The organism is Pseudomonas sp. S30_BP2TU TE3576 (assembly GCF_050436025.1).
GTDB lineage: Bacteria > Pseudomonadota > Gammaproteobacteria > Pseudomonadales > Pseudomonadaceae > Aquipseudomonas.
Genome location: NZ_JBNDLK010000001.1, coordinates 4,453,188 through 4,472,956, shown reverse-complemented (window position 1 = coordinate 4,472,956; position 19,769 = coordinate 4,453,188). Strand labels below are relative to the sequence as shown.

The 19,769-nt window shown below is 59.8% G+C and carries 14 protein-coding genes; 9 read left to right on the top strand and 5 right to left on the bottom strand.

The annotated features are described in order from the left end of the window. Positions 1–877 precede the first annotated feature (877 nt). The 7 genes from ABIA48_RS20425 to ABIA48_RS20395 all read left to right on the top strand — a co-directional run bounded on the left by ABIA48_RS20425 (position 878) and on the right by ABIA48_RS20395 (position 12,777). Positions 878–2,929: a putative bifunctional diguanylate cyclase/phosphodiesterase gene (locus ABIA48_RS20425; protein WP_429490912.1), complete on the top strand. Its 2,052-nt coding sequence runs from the start codon at positions 878–880 to the stop codon at positions 2,927–2,929. A gap of 196 nt (positions 2,930–3,125) precedes the next feature. Next, the gene (locus ABIA48_RS20420; RefSeq protein WP_429490910.1) at positions 3,126–4,472 is read left to right on the top strand and encodes an imelysin family protein; all 1,347 of its coding nucleotides are present in this window, start codon (positions 3,126–3,128) and stop codon (positions 4,470–4,472) included. A gap of 279 nt (positions 4,473–4,751) precedes the next feature. Further along, on the top strand, positions 4,752–6,179 hold the full coding sequence (locus ABIA48_RS20415) for a di-heme oxidoredictase family protein (RefSeq protein ID WP_429490909.1): 1,428 nt from the start codon (positions 4,752–4,754) through the stop codon (positions 6,177–6,179). Between the two features lie 27 nt (positions 6,180–6,206). After that, positions 6,207–7,271: an imelysin family protein gene (locus tag ABIA48_RS20410; RefSeq protein WP_429490907.1), complete on the top strand. Its 1,065-nt coding sequence runs from the start codon at positions 6,207–6,209 to the stop codon at positions 7,269–7,271. A 14-nt stretch (positions 7,272–7,285) separates the two neighbouring features. Continuing rightward, complete coding sequence (locus tag ABIA48_RS20405) at positions 7,286–8,386, top strand: DUF1513 domain-containing protein (RefSeq protein ID WP_204934458.1); 1,101 nt, start codon at positions 7,286–7,288, stop codon at positions 8,384–8,386. A 201-nt stretch (positions 8,387–8,587) separates the two neighbouring features. Continuing rightward, positions 8,588–9,736 (top strand): efflux RND transporter periplasmic adaptor subunit, encoded by a 1,149-nt coding sequence (locus ABIA48_RS20400; RefSeq protein ID WP_429490905.1) that lies wholly within the window; start codon positions 8,588–8,590, stop codon positions 9,734–9,736. Between the two features lie 14 nt (positions 9,737–9,750). Further along, positions 9,751–12,777: a multidrug efflux RND transporter permease subunit gene (locus ABIA48_RS20395; RefSeq protein ID WP_429490903.1), complete on the top strand. Its 3,027-nt coding sequence runs from the start codon at positions 9,751–9,753 to the stop codon at positions 12,775–12,777. Positions 12,778–12,959: 182 nt separating this feature from the next. On the opposite strand, the gene ABIA48_RS20390 is transcribed toward ABIA48_RS20395, so the two are convergent. The 5 genes from ABIA48_RS20390 to colR form a co-directional block, all read right to left on the bottom strand. Beyond that, positions 12,960–13,187 carry a hypothetical protein gene (locus tag ABIA48_RS20390; RefSeq protein WP_204934826.1) on the bottom strand — a complete coding sequence of 76 codons (228 nt, stop codon included), beginning with the start codon at positions 13,185–13,187 and terminating at the stop codon, positions 12,960–12,962. A 2-nt stretch (positions 13,188–13,189) separates the two neighbouring features. After that, entirely contained in the window at positions 13,190–13,903 is a 714-nt protein-coding gene (locus tag ABIA48_RS20385; RefSeq protein ID WP_429490901.1) for a lipopolysaccharide kinase InaA family protein, read from the bottom strand. 4 nt (positions 13,904–13,907) lie between these two features. Next, positions 13,908–14,576, bottom strand: coding sequence for a class I SAM-dependent methyltransferase (locus tag ABIA48_RS20380; protein WP_429490899.1), 669 nt, complete (start codon positions 14,574–14,576; stop codon positions 13,908–13,910). Between the two features lie 154 nt (positions 14,577–14,730). Then, positions 14,731–16,005 (bottom strand): sensor histidine kinase, encoded by a 1,275-nt coding sequence (locus ABIA48_RS20375; RefSeq protein WP_429490897.1) that lies wholly within the window; start codon positions 16,003–16,005, stop codon positions 14,731–14,733. Further along, positions 15,995–16,678 carry a two-component system response regulator ColR gene (gene colR / locus ABIA48_RS20370; protein ID WP_007985839.1) on the bottom strand — a complete coding sequence of 228 codons (684 nt, stop codon included), beginning with the start codon at positions 16,676–16,678 and terminating at the stop codon, positions 15,995–15,997. The genes ABIA48_RS20375 and colR overlap by 11 nt, the downstream gene beginning before the upstream one ends. A gap of 202 nt (positions 16,679–16,880) precedes the next feature. Here colR and ABIA48_RS20365 point away from each other — a divergent pair, with 202 nt between their 5' ends. Next, the gene (locus ABIA48_RS20365) at positions 16,881–18,830 is read left to right on the top strand and encodes an LTA synthase family protein (protein WP_429490895.1); all 1,950 of its coding nucleotides are present in this window, start codon (positions 16,881–16,883) and stop codon (positions 18,828–18,830) included. Between the two features lie 54 nt (positions 18,831–18,884). After that, complete coding sequence (locus ABIA48_RS20360) at positions 18,885–19,628, top strand: phosphatase PAP2 family protein (protein WP_429490893.1); 744 nt, start codon at positions 18,885–18,887, stop codon at positions 19,626–19,628. Positions 19,629–19,769 lie beyond the last annotated feature (141 nt).

Genomic DNA, 19,769 nt, shown 5'->3' with positions numbered 1-19,769 from the left:
CTTTCCTACACCGCGCCATCTCGCAAAAACGTAACGCGGAGCGTCCCTGGCAGCACTCCCACGCGGGAGCGTGGGAACGATCAGCTTAGAGGCGTGGGAGATTGGTCGGCTGTCAGGCCGCCTTCGCGAGCAAGCCCGCTCCCACAGGGGATTGCGTGTATCTGCGAGAAATTGGTTGGCTGTCAGGCCGCCATCGCGAGCAGGCTCACTCCTACAATGGGTCGGCGTACACCTTCGCTCTTCACCACTCATCAGGCCGAGCGTTAGCTCGCCTGCAGCTCTTGATCTTGATCCACCCGCCCCCTCGGCAGGCCTCGTTCCGGCGTTCATCCGGGGGTGGGCGCGCAGCGCCGTTCGACGCAGTCGAACACATCGAGAGGAGGTCGAAGCGAAGCCGACCGGAGGCGATGCCCCCGGAGGAATGCCGGAGCGAAGGAACCCCGAGCCTCAGCGAGGGGCCGTACGTAAGGGGCGAGACCTTTTGGTTCCTTTTGGGGCGTTTGCCAAAAGGGACTCGCCGTAAGGGCGAAACCATAAGCCGCCGTTACCGAAGAAATGGATATGTACTCCGTTAAAGCGCCAAAACAACCTACAGAATCCAAGGCATTTTCCAACAACGAAACAAGCCTCGAGCCCCTTGCCCCACCGCCACAGACGACTAACATCAAACAAAAGGAAAATATCTCCACCCCCGCCCCTCAAGTTGAAGGACTCGACAACCGACACAGTGCTAATAGGCTAACTCGTCAAGACAACTGCAAATTGGCCAAGCTAAAGGCAAAATCCCTCAAGGATGATTGTCCCTTTGACTGCCATCACGGGATTGCCAATACTCATGGCAATTTGATGCCACCCGCACGGAACAAGGAATAACCCTTTGAAGCTGGAACTCAAGAACAGCTTGTCGGTGAAGTTGCTCCGGGTCGTGCTCCTGTCGGCATTGATCGTCGGCGTGGTCTTGAGCTGCGCACAGATTGTTTTCGATGCCTATAAAACACGCCAGGCTGTCGCCAGCGATGCCGAGCGCATCCTCGACATGTTTCGCGACCCCTCGACCCAGGCTGTCTATAGCCTGGACCGGGAAATGGGCATGCAGGTAATCGAAGGCCTGTTTCAGGACGCCGCCGTGCGCCAGGCTTCCATTGGCCATCCCAACGAAGCCATGCTCGCGCAAAAAACCCGCGAGTTGCAGCACTCCCACAGCCGCTGGCTGACCGACCTGATTCTTGGCAAGGAACGCACCTTCACCACCCAACTGGTCGGTCGCGGGCCTTACAGCGAGTATTACGGCGACCTGAGCATCACCCTCGATACCGCCACCTACGGCCAGGGGTTCATTGTCAGCTCGGTGATCATTTTCATTTCCGGCGTACTGCGCGCGCTCGCCATGGGGCTGGTGTTGTATCTGGTCTATCACTGGCTGCTGACCAAGCCGCTGTCGCGGATCATCGAGCACCTCACGGAGATCAATCCGGATCGTCCCAGCGAGCACAAGATTCCGCTGCTCAAGGGTCACGAGAAAAATGAACTGGGTATCTGGATCAACACCGCCAACCAGTTGCTCGAATCCATCGAACGCAATACCCACCTGCGCCACGAAGCGGAAAACAGCCTGTTGCGCATGTCCCAGTACGACTTCCTGACGGGGTTGCCGAACCGCCAGCAATTGCAGCAGCAACTGGACAAGATTCTCATCGACGCCGGCAAGTTGCAGCGCCGGGTCGCGGTGTTGTGTGTCGGCCTCGATGACTTCAAGGGCATCAACGAGCAGTTCAGCTACCAGACCGGCGACCAGTTGCTGCTGGCCCTGGCCGATCGCCTGCGCGGCCATAGCGGTCGCCTGGGCGCCCTCGCCCGTCTCGGTGGCGACCAGTTCGCCCTGGTCCAGGCCGATATCGAGCAGCCCTACGAAGCCGCCGAGCTGGCGCAAAGCATTCTCGATGACCTGGAAGCGGCGTTTGCCCTCGACCATCAGGAGATCCGCCTGCGCGCCACCATCGGCATCACCCTGTTCCCCGAGGACGGTGACAGCACGGAGAAATTGCTGCAAAAGGCCGAGCAGACCATGACGCTGGCCAAGACCCGTTCGCGCAACCGCTATCAGTTCTATATCGCCAGCGTCGACACCGAAATGCGCCGCCGCCGCGAGCTGGAAAAAGACCTGCGCGATGCGCTGGTCCGCAATCAGTTCTACCTCGTCTACCAGCCGCAGATCAGCTATCGCGACAACCGTGTGGTGGGCGTCGAAGCCCTGATTCGCTGGCAACACCCCGAACACGGCATGGTGCCACCGGACCTGTTCATCCCGCTGGCCGAACAGAACGGCACCATCATTGCCATCGGCGAGTGGGTGCTGGACCAGGCCTGCAAACAATTACGCGAGTGGCATGACCAGGGTTTTACCGAGCTGCGCATGGCGGTGAACCTGTCCACGGTTCAATTGCACCACGCCGAACTGCCACGGGTGGTCAACAATCTGCTACAGATGTACCGCCTGCCACCACGCAGCCTGGAGCTGGAAGTCACCGAAACCGGCCTGATGGAAGACATCAGCACCGCGGCCCAGCACTTGCTCAGCCTGCGCCGCTCCGGCGCGCTGATCGCCATCGACGACTTCGGAACCGGCTATTCATCCTTGAGCTATCTGAAGAGCCTGCCGCTGGACAAAATCAAGATCGACAAGAGTTTCGTCCAGGACCTGCTCGATGACGACGACGATGCAACCATCGTTCGCGCCATCATCCAGCTGGGCAAGAGCCTGGGCATGCAGGTGATTGCCGAAGGTGTGGAAACCGCCGAGCAGGAGGCCTACATCATTTCCGAAGGCTGCCACGAAGGTCAGGGCTATCACTACAGCAAGCCGTTGCCGGCACGGGAGCTGGGTGTTTACCTCAAGCAGGCCCAACGCAGTAACGCGGCCATTCTCTGAAACAACGCAGCCTTGTAGCAGCAGGCTTCGCCAGCTGCTACAAGGCTGCGATCTTTTGATTTGCCGCAAACCACCCGCTGAATAAGAAATATTTCCAGGTACAACCCTTTACACATAATGCGAAAGATTTGCATTATGTCGCAGTTTTGCGTGTGCATAGCACGACTCCACCCCTTATCGAAGCAGGATGTTCGCCATGATTCGTATGCCTCTGGCTACCGCCAGTCTGTTGGCCATCGCTATTTCCCTCGCCGGTTGCGGCGAAGGTAAAGACCAGGAAAAAGCTGCCGCGCCTGCGCCAGCTGCCAGCACTGCGGCGGCTCCAGCCGCTGCGCCTGCCGCTGCCGGTAAAGTCGACGAAGCCGCCGCCAAAGCCGTTGTCGCCCATTACGCCGACATGGTTTTCGCCGTTTACAGCGATGCCGAATCCACCGCGAAGACCCTGCAAACCGCCGTAGACGCCTTCCTCGCCAAGCCGAACGCCGACACCCTGAAAGCCGCCAAGGCTGCCTGGGTCGCCGCTCGCGTGCCTTACCTGCAGAGCGAAGTGTTCCGCTTCGGCAACACCATCGTTGACGACTGGGAAGGTCAGCTGAACTCCTGGCCACTGGACGAAGGCCTGATCGACTACGTCGACAAATCCTACGAGCACGCCCTGGGCAACCCGGGTGCCACTGCCAACATCATCGCCAACACCGAAGTGCAGATCGGCGAAGACAAGGTCGATGTCAAAGACATCACCCCGGAAAAACTCGCCAGCCTGAACGAGCTGGGCGGTTCCGAGGCCAACGTTGCCACCGGCTACCACGCCATCGAATTCCTGCTCTGGGGCCAAGACCTGAACGGCACCGGCCCAGGCGCCGGCAACCGTCCGGCTTCGGACTATCTGGAAGGTAAAGGTGCTACCGGTGGGCATAACGATCGCCGTCGCACTTATCTGAAAGCCGTGACCCAATTGCTGGTCAGCGACCTGGAAGAAATGGTCGGTAACTGGAAGCCGAACGTGGCCGACAACTACCGCGCCACCCTGGAAGCGGAACCGGCTGAAACCGGCCTGCGCAAAATGCTGTTCGGCATGGGCAGCCTGTCCCTGGGCGAACTGGCGGGCGAGCGCATGAAGGTTTCCCTGGAAGCCAACTCCCCGGAAGACGAACAGGATTGCTTCAGCGACAACACCCACAACTCGCATTTCTACGATGCCAAGGGCATTCGTAACGTGTACCTGGGCGAATACACCCGTGTTGATGGCAGCAAAATGACCGGCGCCAGCCTGTCGTCCCTGGTGGCCAAGGCCGACCCGGCCGCCGACACCGCGCTGAAAGACGACCTGGCCGCTACCGAAGCCAAGATTCAAGTCATGGTTGACCACGCCAACAAGGGTGAGCACTACGACCAGTTGATCGCCGCCGGCAACACCGCGGGCAACCAGATCGTGCGTGACGCCATCGCATCCCTGGTCAAGCAGACCGGTTCGATCGAAGCCGCCGCTGGCAAACTGGGCATCAACGACCTGAACCCGGACAACGCTGATCACGAATTCTGATCAACGCTGGCCGAGTGAATAAAAAGGCGACCTTCGGGTCGCCTTTTTTGTCGAGCCGAGCACCATCGATGTGGGAGCGGGCTTGCTCGCGAAAGCGGTGTGTCATTCAACATCCATGGGGACTGATCCACCGCCTTCGCGAGCAAGCCCGCTCCCACAGGGTCCAGTGTCATCCGAATAACCTGCCCCACATCAAGCAAACGATAATTCCTCTTATTCAAATTCCCATCCCCCTGTTAGACTTTGCGCCCTTGTTTTGCTCGTCTTGCAGGATGTCTGATGCCCTCGCTGCCTCTTCGCTTGTCCGCACTGTTTCTGGCCCTGGGCCTGAGTGCCTGCGATGACGCCCCGAAATTCACCCGGGCCGAACCCGGTGAAGCCCGCTCCGGCGGCAGTGCGACGGTGCGCAAAACCGATCAGAACGCGTTTTCCATGCCCTCGGCGAATCTGCCGCCGTCACGGCGCGTGGATTTCAGCGTCGGCAACAGTTTCTTCCGCAGCCCTTGGGTGATCGCCCCATCGACGACGACCGCTCGCGATGGCCTCGGTCCACTGTTCAACGCCAATGCCTGCCAGGGCTGCCACATCAAGGACGGCCGCGGCCACCCGCCAGCGCCCAACGACGTAAATGCCGTGTCGATGCTGGTGCGCCTGTCGATTCCCGACGCCCCGGCGTATGCCAAGGTCATCGAGCAGATCGGCGTGGTGCCTGAGCCCGTCTACGGCGGTCAGTTCCAGGACATGGCCGTACCCGGTGTGGCACCCGAAGGCAAAGTGCGGGTCGATTACACCCCCGTGCCGGTTCGCTTCAACGACGGTACTGAAATCGAGCTGCGCAAACCGAGCCTGAACATCACCCAGCTGGGCTACGGCCCGATGCACCCCGACACCCGTTTCTCGGCGCGTGTAGCGCCGCCAATGATTGGCCTGGGCCTGCTCGAATCGATCCCCGACGAGGCGATCCTGGCCAACGCCGCAGCGCAGGCCAAGGCGGACAAAGGCATCAGCGGACGGCCGAACCGGGTCTGGGACGACGCCCAACAACAGACAGTGTTGGGAAGATTTGGCTGGAAAGCCGGACAACCGAACCTCAATCAGCAAAATGTCCACGCGTTTTCGGGTGATATGGGCCTCACGACCAGCCTGAGACCCTTTGATGACTGCACGGACGCGCAAACGGCCTGCAAACAGGCACCCAGTGGCAACGGCCCGAATGGCGAGCCGGAAGTCAGCGACAACATTCTGCGCCTGGTGCTGTTCTATAGCCGCAACCTTGCCGTACCGGCCCGTCGTGACGTTAACGCCCCTGAAGTGCTGGCCGGCAAGACCCTGTTTTATCAGGCCGGTTGCCAGTCCTGTCACACACCGAAATACACCACCGCCGCCAACGCCGCCGAACCTGAACTGGCCAATCAAGTGATTCGCCCGTACAGCGATCTGCTGCTGCATGACATGGGCGACGGCCTGGCCGATAACCGTAGCGAGTTCCAGGCCAGCGGCCGCGAATGGCGGACCCCGCCGTTGTGGGGCATCGGCCTGACACAGGCGGTCAGCGGCCATACCCAGTTCCTGCACGACGGCCGCGCCCGCAACCTGCTCGAGGCCGTGCTCTGGCATAGCGGCGAGGCGACAGCGGCGCAGCAACAGGTGTTGTCTTTCAATGCCGAGCAACGCACTGCGCTGCTGGCGTTCCTGAATTCCCTTTAACACCCATTCCACTCGCGGGAGCCCGACATGTTCCGTCCCAAATTGTTGTTCACCAGCCTTGCCGCCCTCGCTCTGGGCGCCTGCTCGCCCCAGGACCCGCAAGCGGTCACATCGGCGGCCATTGCCAAGTCGGTGATCCTGCCAACCTACACCCGCTGGGTTGAAGCCGACCGTCAATTGGCGGTCAGCGCCCTGGCCTACTGCGAAGGCAAGGAAACCCTGGAAACCGCCCGTGCCGATTTCCTCCACGCGCAAAAAGCCTGGGCCGAACTGCAACCCTTGCTGATCGGGCCGTTGGCCGAAGGCAACCGTTCGTGGCAAGTGCAGTTCTGGCCGGACAAGAAAAACCTGGTGGGCCGTCAGGTCGAGCAACTGGTCACCGCCCAGCCGCAAATCGATGCCGCCGCACTGGCCAAGTCCAGCGTCGTGGTGCAGGGCCTCTCGGCCTACGAATACATTTTGTTCGACAGCAAGCCTGACGTGGCCAACGCTGAGCAGAAGAGCAAATACTGCCCGCTGCTGGTCGCCATCGGTGAACGCCAGAAGCAATTGGCCGAAGACATCCTGCAAACCTGGAACAACACCGACGGTATGCTCGCGCAAATGAGCAAATTCCCGAACCAGCGCTACGCGGACTCCCACGAAGCGATCGCCGATCTGCTGCGCGTGCAAGTCACGGCCATCGACACCCTGAAGAAAAAACTCGGCACGCCGATGGGTCGCCAGAGCAAGGGCGTGCCGCAACCGTTCCAGGCCGATGCATGGCGTAGCCAGTCGTCCCTGACCAGCCTCGAAGCCAGCCTCGCGGCCGCCAAAACGGTCTGGGAAGGTGTGGATAACAAAGGCCTGCGCAGCCTGTTGCCGAGCGATCAGAAACCGTTGGCCGAGAAGATCGATGCCGCCTACTCCGCCTCACTGAAGCTGTTCGCCGGCAACCAGCGCTCGCTGACCGAAATGCTCGGTGACGACGCCGGCCGTCAGCAGCTCAACGACCTGTACGAAAGCCTCAACGTTGTACATCGTCTGCACGAAGCTGATCTGGCCAAGGCGTTGGGCATCCAACTGGGCTTCAACGCCAACGACGGTGACTGATGAGGGTGAGGTCCATGCTGCGACGCCAGGTTCTGACTTTAGGTAGCTTGTTGCTGGGTGCGGTGACGCTGGGCGGCTGGAAGTTGTTCAAGCAAAAGGACAGGAGTCCGTTGTTGCTTTCGGCACGGGACGATACCGATGGCCAGCATTACGCTGTCGGATATCGACTGGATGGCACCCAGGTGTTCGCCACTCGGGTCGGCCAGCGTTGCCACGACATCATTAACCACCCGACCCTGCCGATTGCCCTGTTTGTCGCCCGCCGTCCGGGGACCGAGAGCTACCTGATCGACCTGCGCGACGGCACGCTCCTGCAAACCGTGGCGTCACAGCCGAACCGGCACTTCTACGGTCACGCGGTCATTCACCACAGCGGCGACTGGCTGTATGCCACCGAAAACGACACCACCGATCCGGGTCGCGGCCTGCTCGGCGTGTATAAATTCGAAGGCGAACGGCTGGTGCACAGCGGCGAGATTTCCACCCATGGCCTCGGCCCGCACCAGGTGTCGTGGATGCCCGATGGCGAAACCCTGGTGGTGGCCAACGGCGGAATTCGCACCGAAGCCGAAAGCCGGGTGGAGATGAACCTCAACGCCATGGAGCCGAGCCTGGTGCTGATGCAACGTGATGGCACCCTGCTGAGCAAGGAAACCCTCGCCCAGCAGATGAACAGCGTGCGCCATCTCGCCATCGCCAGCGACGGCACCATCGTCGCCAGCCAGCAATTCATGGGCGCGGCCCACGAGTCGTCGGAACTATTGGCGATCAAGCGTCCCGGTCAGCCTTTCGTCGCGTTCCCGGTGCCCGAGCACCAGTTGCAGGCCATGGGGCATTACACCGCCAGCGTCGCGGTACACAGCGACTTGCGTCTGGTGGCGTTGACTGCACCGCGTGGCAACCGCTTTTTCATCTGGGACCTGGACAGCGGTGAAGTACGCCTGGATGCACCCCTGCCCGATTGCGCCGGGGTCGGCGCCGTGGCCGATGGTTTTGTCGTGACCTCCGGTCAAGGGCGCTGCCGCTACTACGACTGCCGCCAGACAAACCTGGTTGCAAAACCGCTGGAGCTACCCGCGGGGCTCTGGGATAACCATCTGCATCTGATGGCGTAAATCACTGTAAAGATCGCCGCCCTGGACCGTGCCTGCATCGGAATGACATACATCCCGCAGGCGCGACTCGAGGCGGCGAATCTTTTCAGGCTTTCACCTCTCTAATACCTCACAACCTGTAAAAACGGCAGTCGGATTACCCTCTACACTCCCGGTAATGTGCCCCACTGTCTCACCTGATTTTCTCCAAGGAACTGGAATATGCTGCGTCGCCGCATGCTGTTCATGTTGGGTGTTGTTCTACTGATTGTGCTGGTCCTGGCCGCGTACAAAGCCTTCTCCATCTATACGATGGTTCAAGGCTACTCTGCACCCAGACCGGCCATCAGCGTTGCCGTGGCCACCGCCACCGAACGCCCATGGCAAGCCCGCCTGCCTACCGTTGGCACGCTCAAGGCATTGCAAGGCGTGGACCTGAGCCTGGAGACCGATGGCACCGTCATCGATTTGCAGTTCGAGTCAGGGCAAAAGGTCAAGGCCGGTCAACCACTCCTGCGCCTCGACAGCGCCGTGGAAAGTGCCCTGCTGGAAACTGCTCTGGCCGACCTCGGGCTGGCACAGCTCGATTACGGTCGCGGTAGCCAACTGGTCGGCAGCCAGGCCATTTCCAAAGGCGAGTTCGACCGACTTTCGGCGGTGCTGAAAAAGAGCAGGGCCACGGTCAACCAACTCAAGGCTGCGCTCGAGAAAAAACGCATCGTCGCGCCGTTCAGCGGCACCATCGGCATTCGTCAGGTAGACGTTGGCGACTATCTTGCCAGCGGCACCATGATCGCCACCCTGCAAGACCTCAGCAGTCTGTATGTCGACTTTTTTGTGCCTGAACAGTCGGTGCCGAAGATTGCTCTCGGCCAGCCAGTGCAGGTCATTGTCGCGGCGTATCCGACCCAGGAGTACCCCGGCACCATCAGTGCAATCAACCCTAAAGTCGAAAACAGCACCCGTAACGTGCAGGTCCGCGCCACCCTGGCCAATCCCGATGGCAAGTTGATGCCAGGCATGTTCGCCAGCCTCCAGGTGCTCCTGCCTGACCCGCAGCCGAGCATCGTGGTGCCGGAAAGCGCGATTACCTACACGCTCTACGGCAATTCAGTGTATGTGGCCGTACCAAAGAAGGCCGAAGACGGCAGCCCGGAAAAGGATGACAAGGGCCTGCCGGTGCTGATCGCCGAACGGCGTTTTGTCGAGACCGGCGAACGCCGCGACGGGCAAGTGATGATCACCAAAGGCGTGCAGAGAGGCGAGAAAGTGGTGACCGCCGGCCAGCTCAAACTGGATAACGGCGCACACATTGCCATCAGTAACGACAAGACCCTGGCCGAGCAGAACAGCCTGCCAAGCGCGGACTGATCAAGGAATCCCCCATGGCTTTTACCGACCCATTCATCCGCCGCCCGGTTCTCGCTACCGTGGTCAGCCTGCTGATTGTTCTGCTGGGCTTCCAGGCTTGGGGCAAGCTGCCGCTGCGCCAGTACCCACAAATGGAAAACGCCCTGATCACGGTGACAACCGCCTACCCCGGGGCCAACGCCGAGACCATCCAGGGCTATATCACCCAACCGATGCAGCAAAGCCTGGCCAGCGCCGAGGGCATCGACTACATGACCTCGGTCAGTCGCCAGAACTTCTCGGTGATCTCGATCTACGCACGCGTCGGCTCCAATAGCGACCGTCTGTTTACCGAACTGCTGGCCAAGGCCAACGAGGTCAAGAGCCAGCTGCCCCAGGACGCTGAAGACCCGGTGCTGAGCAAACAATCTGCCGATGCGTCAGTGCTGATGTACATGAGCTTCTTCAGCAAGGAAATGAGCAACCCGCAGATTACCGATTACCTGTCACGGGTGATCCAGCCCAAACTGGCGACCTTGCCTGGCATGGCCGAAGCCGAGATCCTCGGTAACCAGGTCTTTGCCATGCGCCTGTGGCTGGACCCGGTGAAGCTGGCGGGTTTCGGCCTGAGTGCCAGCGATGTGACCAACGCAGTGCGCCAGTACAACTTCCTCTCGGCCGCCGGCGAGGTAAAAGGCGAATACGTGGTCACCAGCATCAACGCCAATACCGAACTCAAGTCCGCAGAAGCCTTCGGGGAGATTCCGCTCAAGGTCGATGGCGACAGCCGTGTATTGCTGCGCGATGTGGCGCGTGTGGAAATGGGCGCGGAGAACTACGACACCATCAGCTCGTTCGGTGGCACCCCTTCGGTGTACATCGGCATCAAGGCAACGCCCGGCGCCAACCCGCTGGAAGTGATCAAGGAAGTGCGCAAGATCATGCCGGACCTGGAGGCCCAGCTACCACCGAACCTCAAGGGTGAAATCGCCTACGATGCCACTCTGTTCATCCAGGCCTCGATCGACGAAGTGGTGAAAACCCTGTTCGAAGCGGTGCTGATCGTGATCGTGGTGGTGTTCCTGTTCCTCGGCGCCCTGCGGTCGGTGGTGATCCCGGTGGTGACCATTCCGCTGTCGATGATCGGCGTCATGTTCTTCATGCAGATGATGGGGTACTCGATCAACCTGCTCACCCTGCTGGCGATGGTATTGGCCATCGGCCTGGTGGTGGACGACGCCATCGTGGTGGTGGAAAACATTCATCGCCACATCGAGGAAGGCAAGACGCCGCTCGACGCTGCCATTGAAGGCGCCCGGGAAATCGCCATGCCGGTGGTTTCGATGACCATCACCCTGGCGGCGGTGTATGCGCCGATCGGTTTCCTGACCGGACTGACCGGGGCGCTGTTCAAGGAGTTCGCCCTGACCCTGGCCGGCGCGGTGGTGATTTCCGGCATCGTCGCCCTGACCCTGTCGCCGATGATGTGTGCGTTTCTGCTGCGCCACGACGAGAACCCCAGTGGCCTGGCCCATCGCCTGGACGTGATTTTCGAAAGCCTCAAGCGCCGCTACCAGAGCATGCTTCACGGCACCCTCAACACCCGGCCGGTGGTACTGGTGTTTGCCGTGATCGTGCTGTGCCTGATTCCGGTCCTTCTCAAATTCACCCAATCGGAACTGGCGCCGGATGAGGACCAGGGCATCATTTTCATGATAGCCAACGCCCCGCAACCGACCAACCTCGACTACCTGAACACCTACACCGATGAGTTCGTCTCGATCTTCAAGGCGTTTCCCGAGTACTACTCGTCGTTCCAGATCAACGGTTTCAACGGCGTGCAATCGGGCATCGGCGGTTTCCTGCTCAAGCCATGGAACGAGCGCAGCCGTACCCAGATGGCGATCCTGCCCGAGGTGCAGGCCAAACTGGGAAGCATCCCGGGGTTGCAGATTTTCGGCTTCAACCTGCCCTCTCTGCCGGGTACCGGCGAAGGGGTGCCGTTCCAGTTCGTCATCAACTCCGCCAACGATTACGAATTGCTGCTGCAGGTGGTCGACCGGGTAAAAAAACGTGCGAAGGAATCCGGCAAGTTTGCCTTTGTCCACGTTGACCTGGCCTTCGACAAGCCGGAAGTGGTGGTGGATATCGACCGCGCCAAGGCCGCGCAGATGGGGGTTTCCATGCAGGATCTGGGGGGAACCCTGGCGACCCTGCTGGGTGAAGCCGAGATCAACCGTTTCACTATTGAAGGTCGCAGCTATAAGGTCATTGCCCAGGTCGAGCGGCCGTTTCGCGACAATCCGGACTGGCTGAACAATTACTATGTGAAAAACAACAAGGGCGAATTGTTGGCGCTGTCCACTCTGATCACTGTCACCGACCGTGCGCGACCGCGACAGCTGAACCAGTTCCAGCAACTCAACTCGGCCACCCTGTCCGGAGTGCCGATGGTGAGCATGGGGGAAGCCATCGACCTCGTGCGCCAGATCGCCCGGGAAGAGGCTCCCGCCGGTTTTGCCTTCGACTACGCTGGCGCATCGAGGCAGTACGTTCAGGAGGGCAGTGCCCTGTGGGTCACCTTTGCCCTGGCACTGGCGGTCATTTTCCTCGTGCTGGCGGCCCAGTTCGAAAGCTTCCGCGACCCGCTGGTGATCCTGGTCACCGTGCCGCTGTCTATCTGCGGCGCATTGATTCCGCTGTTCCTCGGTTGGTCGAGCATGAACATCTACACCCAGGTCGGGCTGGTGACGTTGATCGGGCTGATCAGCAAGCACGGCATCCTGATCGTCGAGTTCGCCAACCAGCTACGCAAGGACAAGGGCCTGACGGCACGCGAAGCCGTAGAGGAAGCAGCGGCCATCCGGTTGCGCCCGGTCTTGATGACCACTGCGGCGATGGTGTTCGGCATGGTGCCATTGATCATCGCCTCCGGTGCTGGCGCGGTCAGCCGGTTCGACATCGGCACGGTCATCGCGACGGGCATGTCGATCGGCACGTTGTTCACCCTGTTCGTGTTGCCGTGCGTCTACACGGTGCTGGCCAAACCCGATAAGCGCTGACGCAGAAAAACCTGTGGGAGCGGGCTTGCTCGCGAAGGCGATTGATCAGTCAACTTACTGGTTGAATGACACACCGCTTTCGCGAGCAAGCCCGCTCCCACATTGAATCGTGCATGTTTGGAAGTCAGGGCAAAAAAAAAGGCCGCGCATCAGCGAGGCCTTTCATTTGGGCTTCAATCGGTTCAACTGTGCGGCCTCAATCCCTGAGAAAGTCCGAACATGAACAGTAACAAATCATGATCGGGTTGAGTGGCCACGGATGCCTTCGCAACCCGCGGCAACGGACAATGTTCTTCTGCGCTTATCGAGCTGAGAACCTGGGGGCGTGGTTGCTCCCAGGCTGCCATCGCGATTGATGCAACTGCCAAGGCTCCTACCAGAAACAAACCTCGTGCAATTTCGAGTTTCATCGCTATAAACCCTTGATAGCGCTGCCAAACGCCGTCTCATAAAAGTAGACGAGCTTTTTCCAGTCTGCCTCGCTGAACGACGAGTGGCGACGCAATTGCCTCATGTCATGGGTAGAAGCGCGATAGGCGGTCAAGCGCTGTCGGCTTTTCTCCAGATCGATCAGGGCAACTTCGACCTTGGCCGACTCGCCCTCACCCGTCACACGAACAAATACATGCTTGACGTACATGCAGCCGTGCTGCCAACGGGCCTTGTGCATACGGGCCAGGTTTTCAGCCAGGTCCTTGAGCACTCGGTCATTTATGGCTTCACCATGGCGTTCGCGACCGCCACCGGCGTACCAGTGCTCGATTTCCTCGAAACCATCCAGCGACTTGGTGACCAGCAGGGCACGCCATTTGTGCACAGGATCGCGCTGTGCGCCACAGAAAACGATATGCGGAACCCGTACGCCAAGCTCGGTCACACCGGTGAGCGCATCACGCTCGCGCAGTACCGTAGGTCGACCGAAAGGGTGCTGCCAGCTACGATGGATATGCCCGGTCTGGCGCTTGACGTAGAGCAACTGACCGTCACTGCCCATCACTCGTTGAACGCCGCTTTCCCCTCCGCGACGGACGTTGGGTTCTTCTACCCATTCACCGCGCTGATTCCAAAAGTAATCGAAGCGGTCCTGGGGAGCGACTTCCGTTTCTGCTGCACACTGCACTGCCATCCTGTTACCTCTTGCGTAATACGTAAACTCGCCACATCGCATAGAGCGGCAAAAAGTCCAGTTGTTCCTGGATGCGGAAACCCGCCTGCTCAAATTCTTTTTCTACGGTAGCGACCGGTAACACAAACCGGTTTTGGTAACCTTTCTGCCCTTGGGTTCTCTGCGAACGCTTGCGTTTCCAGGCCTTGAAGTTGCCATCGACCCACAGCGACAGGATCACGCTGTCACGGGAAACACGCTCGAACTCGCGCAAAATAGCCATGCGATGCTCGGCTTCACCGATGTGGTGGAGCAAGCGCATGCAAAAAATGCTGTCGACAGCGTTGTTTGGCAAGGCAATGTCGAATACAGAAGTGTGCAAGGGTTGTACCCGTTTCACCACGTCGGCCGGTTGCGCCCGGGTTGCGATCTTCAGCATGGACTCCGAGTTATCGGCACCGATGATCACGCGGTTGGCTTTTTCCGCCAGCAAGGGCCAGAAACGCCCCGCACCGCACGGCAAGTCGAGGACCAGGCCAGGTTCGCCAGCCAGGGCCAGTGCCTTGCGCGCCAGTTGCTCGTCACGCCAATGGGACAATCGACGTTCGAAACCATCCTGATGGTTGCGCAAATAGCGTTGCGCGTGTTGATCGTCGTATTTTTCGGAAAAATCGAGCTTGATCGGGCCATCCATCACCAGGCCTCCTGAACTTCTGATAGCAACTACCTTAGGTTTCGTGGTGTTGGTGACAGGTGATCCGAATGTGAAAATTTCATTGTAGAAAGCCCTGAAGTATTACAGGGTTTTACATAATTGACAGGGGCTGCCGGGCGCCTGACTCAACTGATCACGTTCGGGACAACTCCACCTGAAAACGGCAGCCATTCGGTTCCATGGTTGTCAGGCTGACGCTCCAGCCCTGGTTTTCACAGATCCGCTGCACCAGTGAAAGCCCCAGGCCCAAACCCTCCCCGCGCTGTTCGCTGCCCCGAACGAATGGTTCGAACATCGCCTCGCGTTTTTCCTCGGGAATGCCCACACCACTGTCTTCGACCAGAAAACCCGAGCCCGTCAGGGTCAGGCGGATGAAGCCCTGTTCGGTGTAGTGCAAGGCATTGCGCAGCAAGTTCCCCATCACCGCGTGCAGCAGCGTTGCATTGTAGCCCTTGGCCTCAGGCTCGCCCGGTTCGAAGATCAGCTTCAACCCTTTGCTTTCAATGGGCTCGCGCCACAGACCGAGCAGGTCCTCGGCCACCTGGCCCAGGGACTGCTGCGGCGACATGCTGGCATCTTCGCGCTGGGCACGGGCCAGCATCAGGAAGGTTTGCACCAGCTCACGCATTTCTTCACATGCCCGGGCGATGCGCTCGACCTGGGCACGGCCGCGCTGATCGATACCGGGGTTTTCCAGCAACAACTCGCAGGAACTGGCCAATATCATCAGGGGGGTACGCAATTCGTGGCTGACGTCGCTGGTGAACAACCGCTCGCGGGTCAAGGCCTGACGCAAGCGCCCGAGGGTGGCGTCGAAGGCCACGGCCAACTCGCCCACTTCGTCGGCGGCATAGTCCGGGGCCAAAGGGGGGGCCAGGCCGAGCAGTTGATCGCGATGGCGCACCTGGCGGGCCAGCCGCACCACTGGCGCCATAACCTTGCGTGCCAGGACCCAGCCGAGAAACACCGCCAGCGCCAGGCTCAGTACGAAACCCACCAGCACCACGGCAAACAGCACCCGCTCACGCTCTTCGAAGTCGCTCTGGTCCTGCAACAACACGTAACGTCGGCCGTCGACGATTTCGACCATGGCGTGGTACGACAGGTTTTCACGGAACACTTCGTGGAAACCCGGCTCCAGGTGGCGCAAATCCTTGGGCAACTGGAAGTCGCCCGGTCCACCACTGAAGTAAAACAATTGGTCCGGTTCGGGGCGATGGCTCCAGTTCGCGACATTGTCCATCAGCAACAGGCGCTGCAAATCGCCGCCCAGGCCTGCGGAAATCAGTTTCTCTTCCACCAGGTGCACGGTCGCCACGATGCCCATGGCAAAGGCACCCGCCACCAGTGCGCTCATCAGCGCAAAGGCAATGATGATTCGTTGAGCAAGGCTCTGCTTAAACTCCATCACGGCCCTCGGCCAAGCGATACCCCACACCGTGTACGGTTTGCAGCAATGGCTTGGCGAACGGCTTGTCGATTACCTGGCGCAGTTGGTGGACATGGCTGCGCAGGCTGTCGCTGTCCGGACAGTCATCGCCCCACAGGGCCTCTTCAAGAATTTCACGGCGCAGCACATGAGGGCTTTTCTGCATCAACACGGCCAGCAACTTCAGGCCGACCGGGTTGAGTTTCAGCAACCGGCCTTCACGAGTGACTTCCAGGGTGTCGAGGTCATAGCTCAGGTCGCCGACCTGCAGGGTCCGCCGCCCGCCGCCCTGGGTTCGGCGCATGACCGCTTCGATACGCGCCGCCAGCTCAGACAGGGCGAACGGTTTGATCAGGTAGTCATCGGCGCCGGACTTGAAGCCTTGCAGACGGTCATCCAGTTGGTCACGGGCCGTGAGCATGATCACCGGCGTTTCGCGGCGGGCATCCTCGCGCAGGCGTTTGCACAGGGTGTAGCCATCGATGCCGGGCAGCATGATATCGAGCACGATCAAATCGTAGTGCTCGGTGGCCGCCAGATGCAGGCCAGACAGACCATCCTGCGCGCAATCCACGGTATAGCCTTTGAGCCCCAGGTAATCGGCCAGGTTGGCCAGGATATCGCGGTTGTCTTCAACCAATAGAATTCGCATGGGTATCTCTCCGTCCACAGTTACGGCCGTCGTGGCCCGCGCAGCTTAAGGCCAAGTGTGGCCCACGGCTAGGGGAAGGCTGTCCATGAATCAATTCGCTCAACCAACAAGTATGATTGACAAGTTTTTCACTATCGATTCACACGCTGACTACAGCGGTCGGTGAAGACTGTCACGCGATTGATAATAAGGAATATAGAAAATGGACTATTTGAAGACAGCCCCCATGCGCTTTTTGCTGCTGGTCAGCGGCACCTGGCTGGCAATATTTTTTCTGACTCGAACAGTCCTGCTCCTCACGCATCTGGATGAGGCCGGAAGCGGCTTCCTGTCGGTATTCGGCATCGGCCTGCTTTACGACCTGGGCTTTATCGCTTACGCAGCGCTGCCCATGGGCCTCTACCTGTTGCTGTGCCCGCCGGCCTTGTGGCGCAGTCGTGGGCACCGCTGGTTTCTGCAAGGTCTGCTGACCGTCAGTCTGTTCGCGATGCTGTTCACCTCAGTGGCCGAGTGGCTGTTCTGGGATGAATTCGGCGTTCGCTTCAACTTCATTGCCGTCGACTACCTGGTGTATTCCGATGAAGTACTGAACAACCTGCTGGAGTCATACCCGATCGGCACGCTGCTGAGCATCCTCGCCGTGCTGTCCGTGGTCCTGAGTCTTGTATTGCGTAAAGCTTTCAACGCTGCACTTGATGCGCCGTTGCCGCCGTTTCGTGGCCGCCTGCTCAATGCACTCGGTTTGTTGATCGTCGCCAGCCTGAGCCTGCAGTTGCTGAGCCAGGATGCCCCGCGTGCCCAGGGTGGCAACGCCTATCAGAACGAACTGGCGAGCAATGGTCCCTACCAGTTCTTCGCCGCGTTCCGTAACAACGAACTGGACTACCCGCAGTTCTACAGCACTTTGCCGGCGGCAGTGGTTGCCCAACAGATTCGCGCCGAACTTGCCGAGCCCAATGCCCGCTTCGTTGGCCAGGACCCGCAGGACATCCGCCGGCAAATCGATAACCCGGGCACGCTGCGCAAGCCCAACATCGTGCTGGTCACCATTGAAAGCTTCAGCGCCAAGTACATGGGCAGCAACGGCGACACCCGCAACCTGACCCCCAACCTGGATGCCTTGCGCAAGCAGAGCCTGTATTTCAATAACTTCTACGCCACCGGCACCCGCACCGACCGCGGCCTGGAAGCCATCACCCTGGCGATTCCACCGACACCCGGTCGCTCGATCGTCAAGCGCGTGGGTCGCGAAAGCGGCTTTGCCAGCCTTGGCCAGCAACTCAACGCCGTGGGCTACGACAGCGTGTTTGTTTATGGCGGCCGCGGTTACTTCGACAACATGAATGCGTTCTTCAGCGGCAACGGCTACCGCGTCGTGGACCAGAGCAGCGTTGATGAGTCGCAGATTCACTTCAAGAATGCCTGGGGCATGGCTGACGAGGATCTCTACAACCAGACACTGAAACTGGCGGATATCGACTATGCCAAGCAGCAGCCATTCCTGCTGCAGTTGATGACGACGTCCAACCACCGCCCCTATACCTATCCGGACAACCGGATCGACATCAAGTCCGGCAACGGCCGTGACGGCGCAGTGAAATACACCGACTACGCCATCGGTCAGTTTCTCGATCAGGCGCGCCAAAAACCCTGGTTTGACAATACAATCTTCATCTTTGTCGCCGACCACACCGCAGGCAGCGCCGGTAAGGAAGACTTGCCTATCGCCAACTATCAGATTCCGCTGTTCATCTATGCACCGAAGCTGATCGAAGCTCGGGAAACTGCACAATTGGCCAGCCAGATTGACCTGGCGCCGACGTTGCTCGGGTTGCTCAATCTTGATTATGAATCGACGTTCTTTGGCCGTAACCTGTTGCAGGACAACCCGCTGCCGCCACGCGTAGTAATCGGCAACTACCAGCACCTGGGCTTGTTCGACGGCAAGGACCTGGCGATTTTGAGCCCACGCCAGGGATTGCGTCGTCACGATGCAGCGCTGACCGAAAGTCGCGAGTCCCGGTCGACCGCCGATGACCCGCTGATCACCCGCGCCATCACCTATTACCAAACCGCCAGTTATGGCTTCAAGCAACAGCTGCTTGGCTGGAAGGCGCCCAAGGAGGGTGCCGGTCAAGTCGGCGAACGTTAACCAAATCGCCCCGGGCTGATGCCCCGGGGCTTTTTCCTTTGTTCAGGATCCACCATGTCATCAACCGCTGTCCGCCCTGCCCCTCGCCCGCTCAACTTCCGGGTGTGCCTGGGCGTTCCCGCCGTTGCGGCGATCATTCTGGTGTTGCTCGAACTGACCTCACTGGACATGGACCTTGCCAAGCTGTTCTACGACCCGGTCGCGGGTGACTTCATCGGACGGCACAGTTACTTCCTGGAAAACATCCTGCATACCCGCGCCAAGCAGGTCGTCATTGCATTTTCGGTGTTCGCCATCTTCGGCTATATCGCTTCGTTCTTCATGGCCAGGCTCAAACCGTTCAAGCGCGAACTGGGTTGCCTGGTGCTGTCCCTCGGCCTGGCGACTTCCTTTGTCACGCCGATGAAAGCAGTGACCGCGGTGCAATGCCCATGGAGCCTTGAGCAATTTGGCGGTCACGAAACGTACAGCGAACTGTTGAGCCCTCGCCCGCACACTGATAAACCGGGACGTTGCTGGCCCGGCGGCCATGCGGCCACCGGCTTCACTCTGTTTGCCCTGTTTTTCGTATTGCGTGACCGTCGCCCGCGCATGGCTCGTGCAGCGTTTGTCTTTGCCTTCGCCCTCGGCTCGGTGTTCTCCATCGGGCGGATGATGCAGGGCGCGCACTTCTTCTCGCACAACGTGTGGACGGCGGTGTTCTGCTGGCTGATTTGCTTGGGCTCGTATTACTACGTTCTGTATCGACCGGCTTTGAAGGCTGATCGCGAGGTAAATGCAGAACCGGTCAGCGCCTGACCTGACGCCATCGCGGGCAAGCCACACTCCCACAGGATTTACGCAACTCCCTGTGGGAGCGGGCTTGCTCGCGAAGGCGGTGGTTCAGACAACTAAATGGGTGACTGGCACCCCGCCTTCGCGAGCAAGCCCGCTCCCACA

Coding starts and splice junctions, on each gene's coding strand:
- ABIA48_RS20420 (WP_429490910.1), top strand. CDS start 3,126: ATGATTCGTATGCCTCTGGCTACCGCCAGTCTGTTGGCCATCGCTATT.
- ABIA48_RS20415 (WP_429490909.1), top strand. CDS start 4,752: ATGCCCTCGCTGCCTCTTCGCTTGTCCGCACTGTTTCTGGCCCTGGGC.
- ABIA48_RS20410 (WP_429490907.1), top strand. CDS start 6,207: ATGTTCCGTCCCAAATTGTTGTTCACCAGCCTTGCCGCCCTCGCTCTG.
- ABIA48_RS20405 (WP_204934458.1), top strand. CDS start 7,286: ATGCTGCGACGCCAGGTTCTGACTTTAGGTAGCTTGTTGCTGGGTGCG.
- ABIA48_RS20400 (WP_429490905.1), top strand. CDS start 8,588: ATGCTGCGTCGCCGCATGCTGTTCATGTTGGGTGTTGTTCTACTGATT.
- ABIA48_RS20395 (WP_429490903.1), top strand. CDS start 9,751: ATGGCTTTTACCGACCCATTCATCCGCCGCCCGGTTCTCGCTACCGTG.
- ABIA48_RS20390 (WP_204934826.1), bottom strand. CDS start 13,187: ATGAAACTCGAAATTGCACGAGGTTTGTTTCTGGTAGGAGCCTTGGCA.
- ABIA48_RS20385 (WP_429490901.1), bottom strand. CDS start 13,903: ATGGCAGTGCAGTGTGCAGCAGAAACGGAAGTCGCTCCCCAGGACCGC.
- ABIA48_RS20380 (WP_429490899.1), bottom strand. CDS start 14,576: ATGGATGGCCCGATCAAGCTCGATTTTTCCGAAAAATACGACGATCAA.
- ABIA48_RS20375 (WP_429490897.1), bottom strand. CDS start 16,005: ATGGAGTTTAAGCAGAGCCTTGCTCAACGAATCATCATTGCCTTTGCG.
- colR (WP_007985839.1), bottom strand. CDS start 16,678: ATGCGAATTCTATTGGTTGAAGACAACCGCGATATCCTGGCCAACCTG.
- ABIA48_RS20365 (WP_429490895.1), top strand. CDS start 16,881: ATGGACTATTTGAAGACAGCCCCCATGCGCTTTTTGCTGCTGGTCAGC.
- ABIA48_RS20360 (WP_429490893.1), top strand. CDS start 18,885: ATGTCATCAACCGCTGTCCGCCCTGCCCCTCGCCCGCTCAACTTCCGG.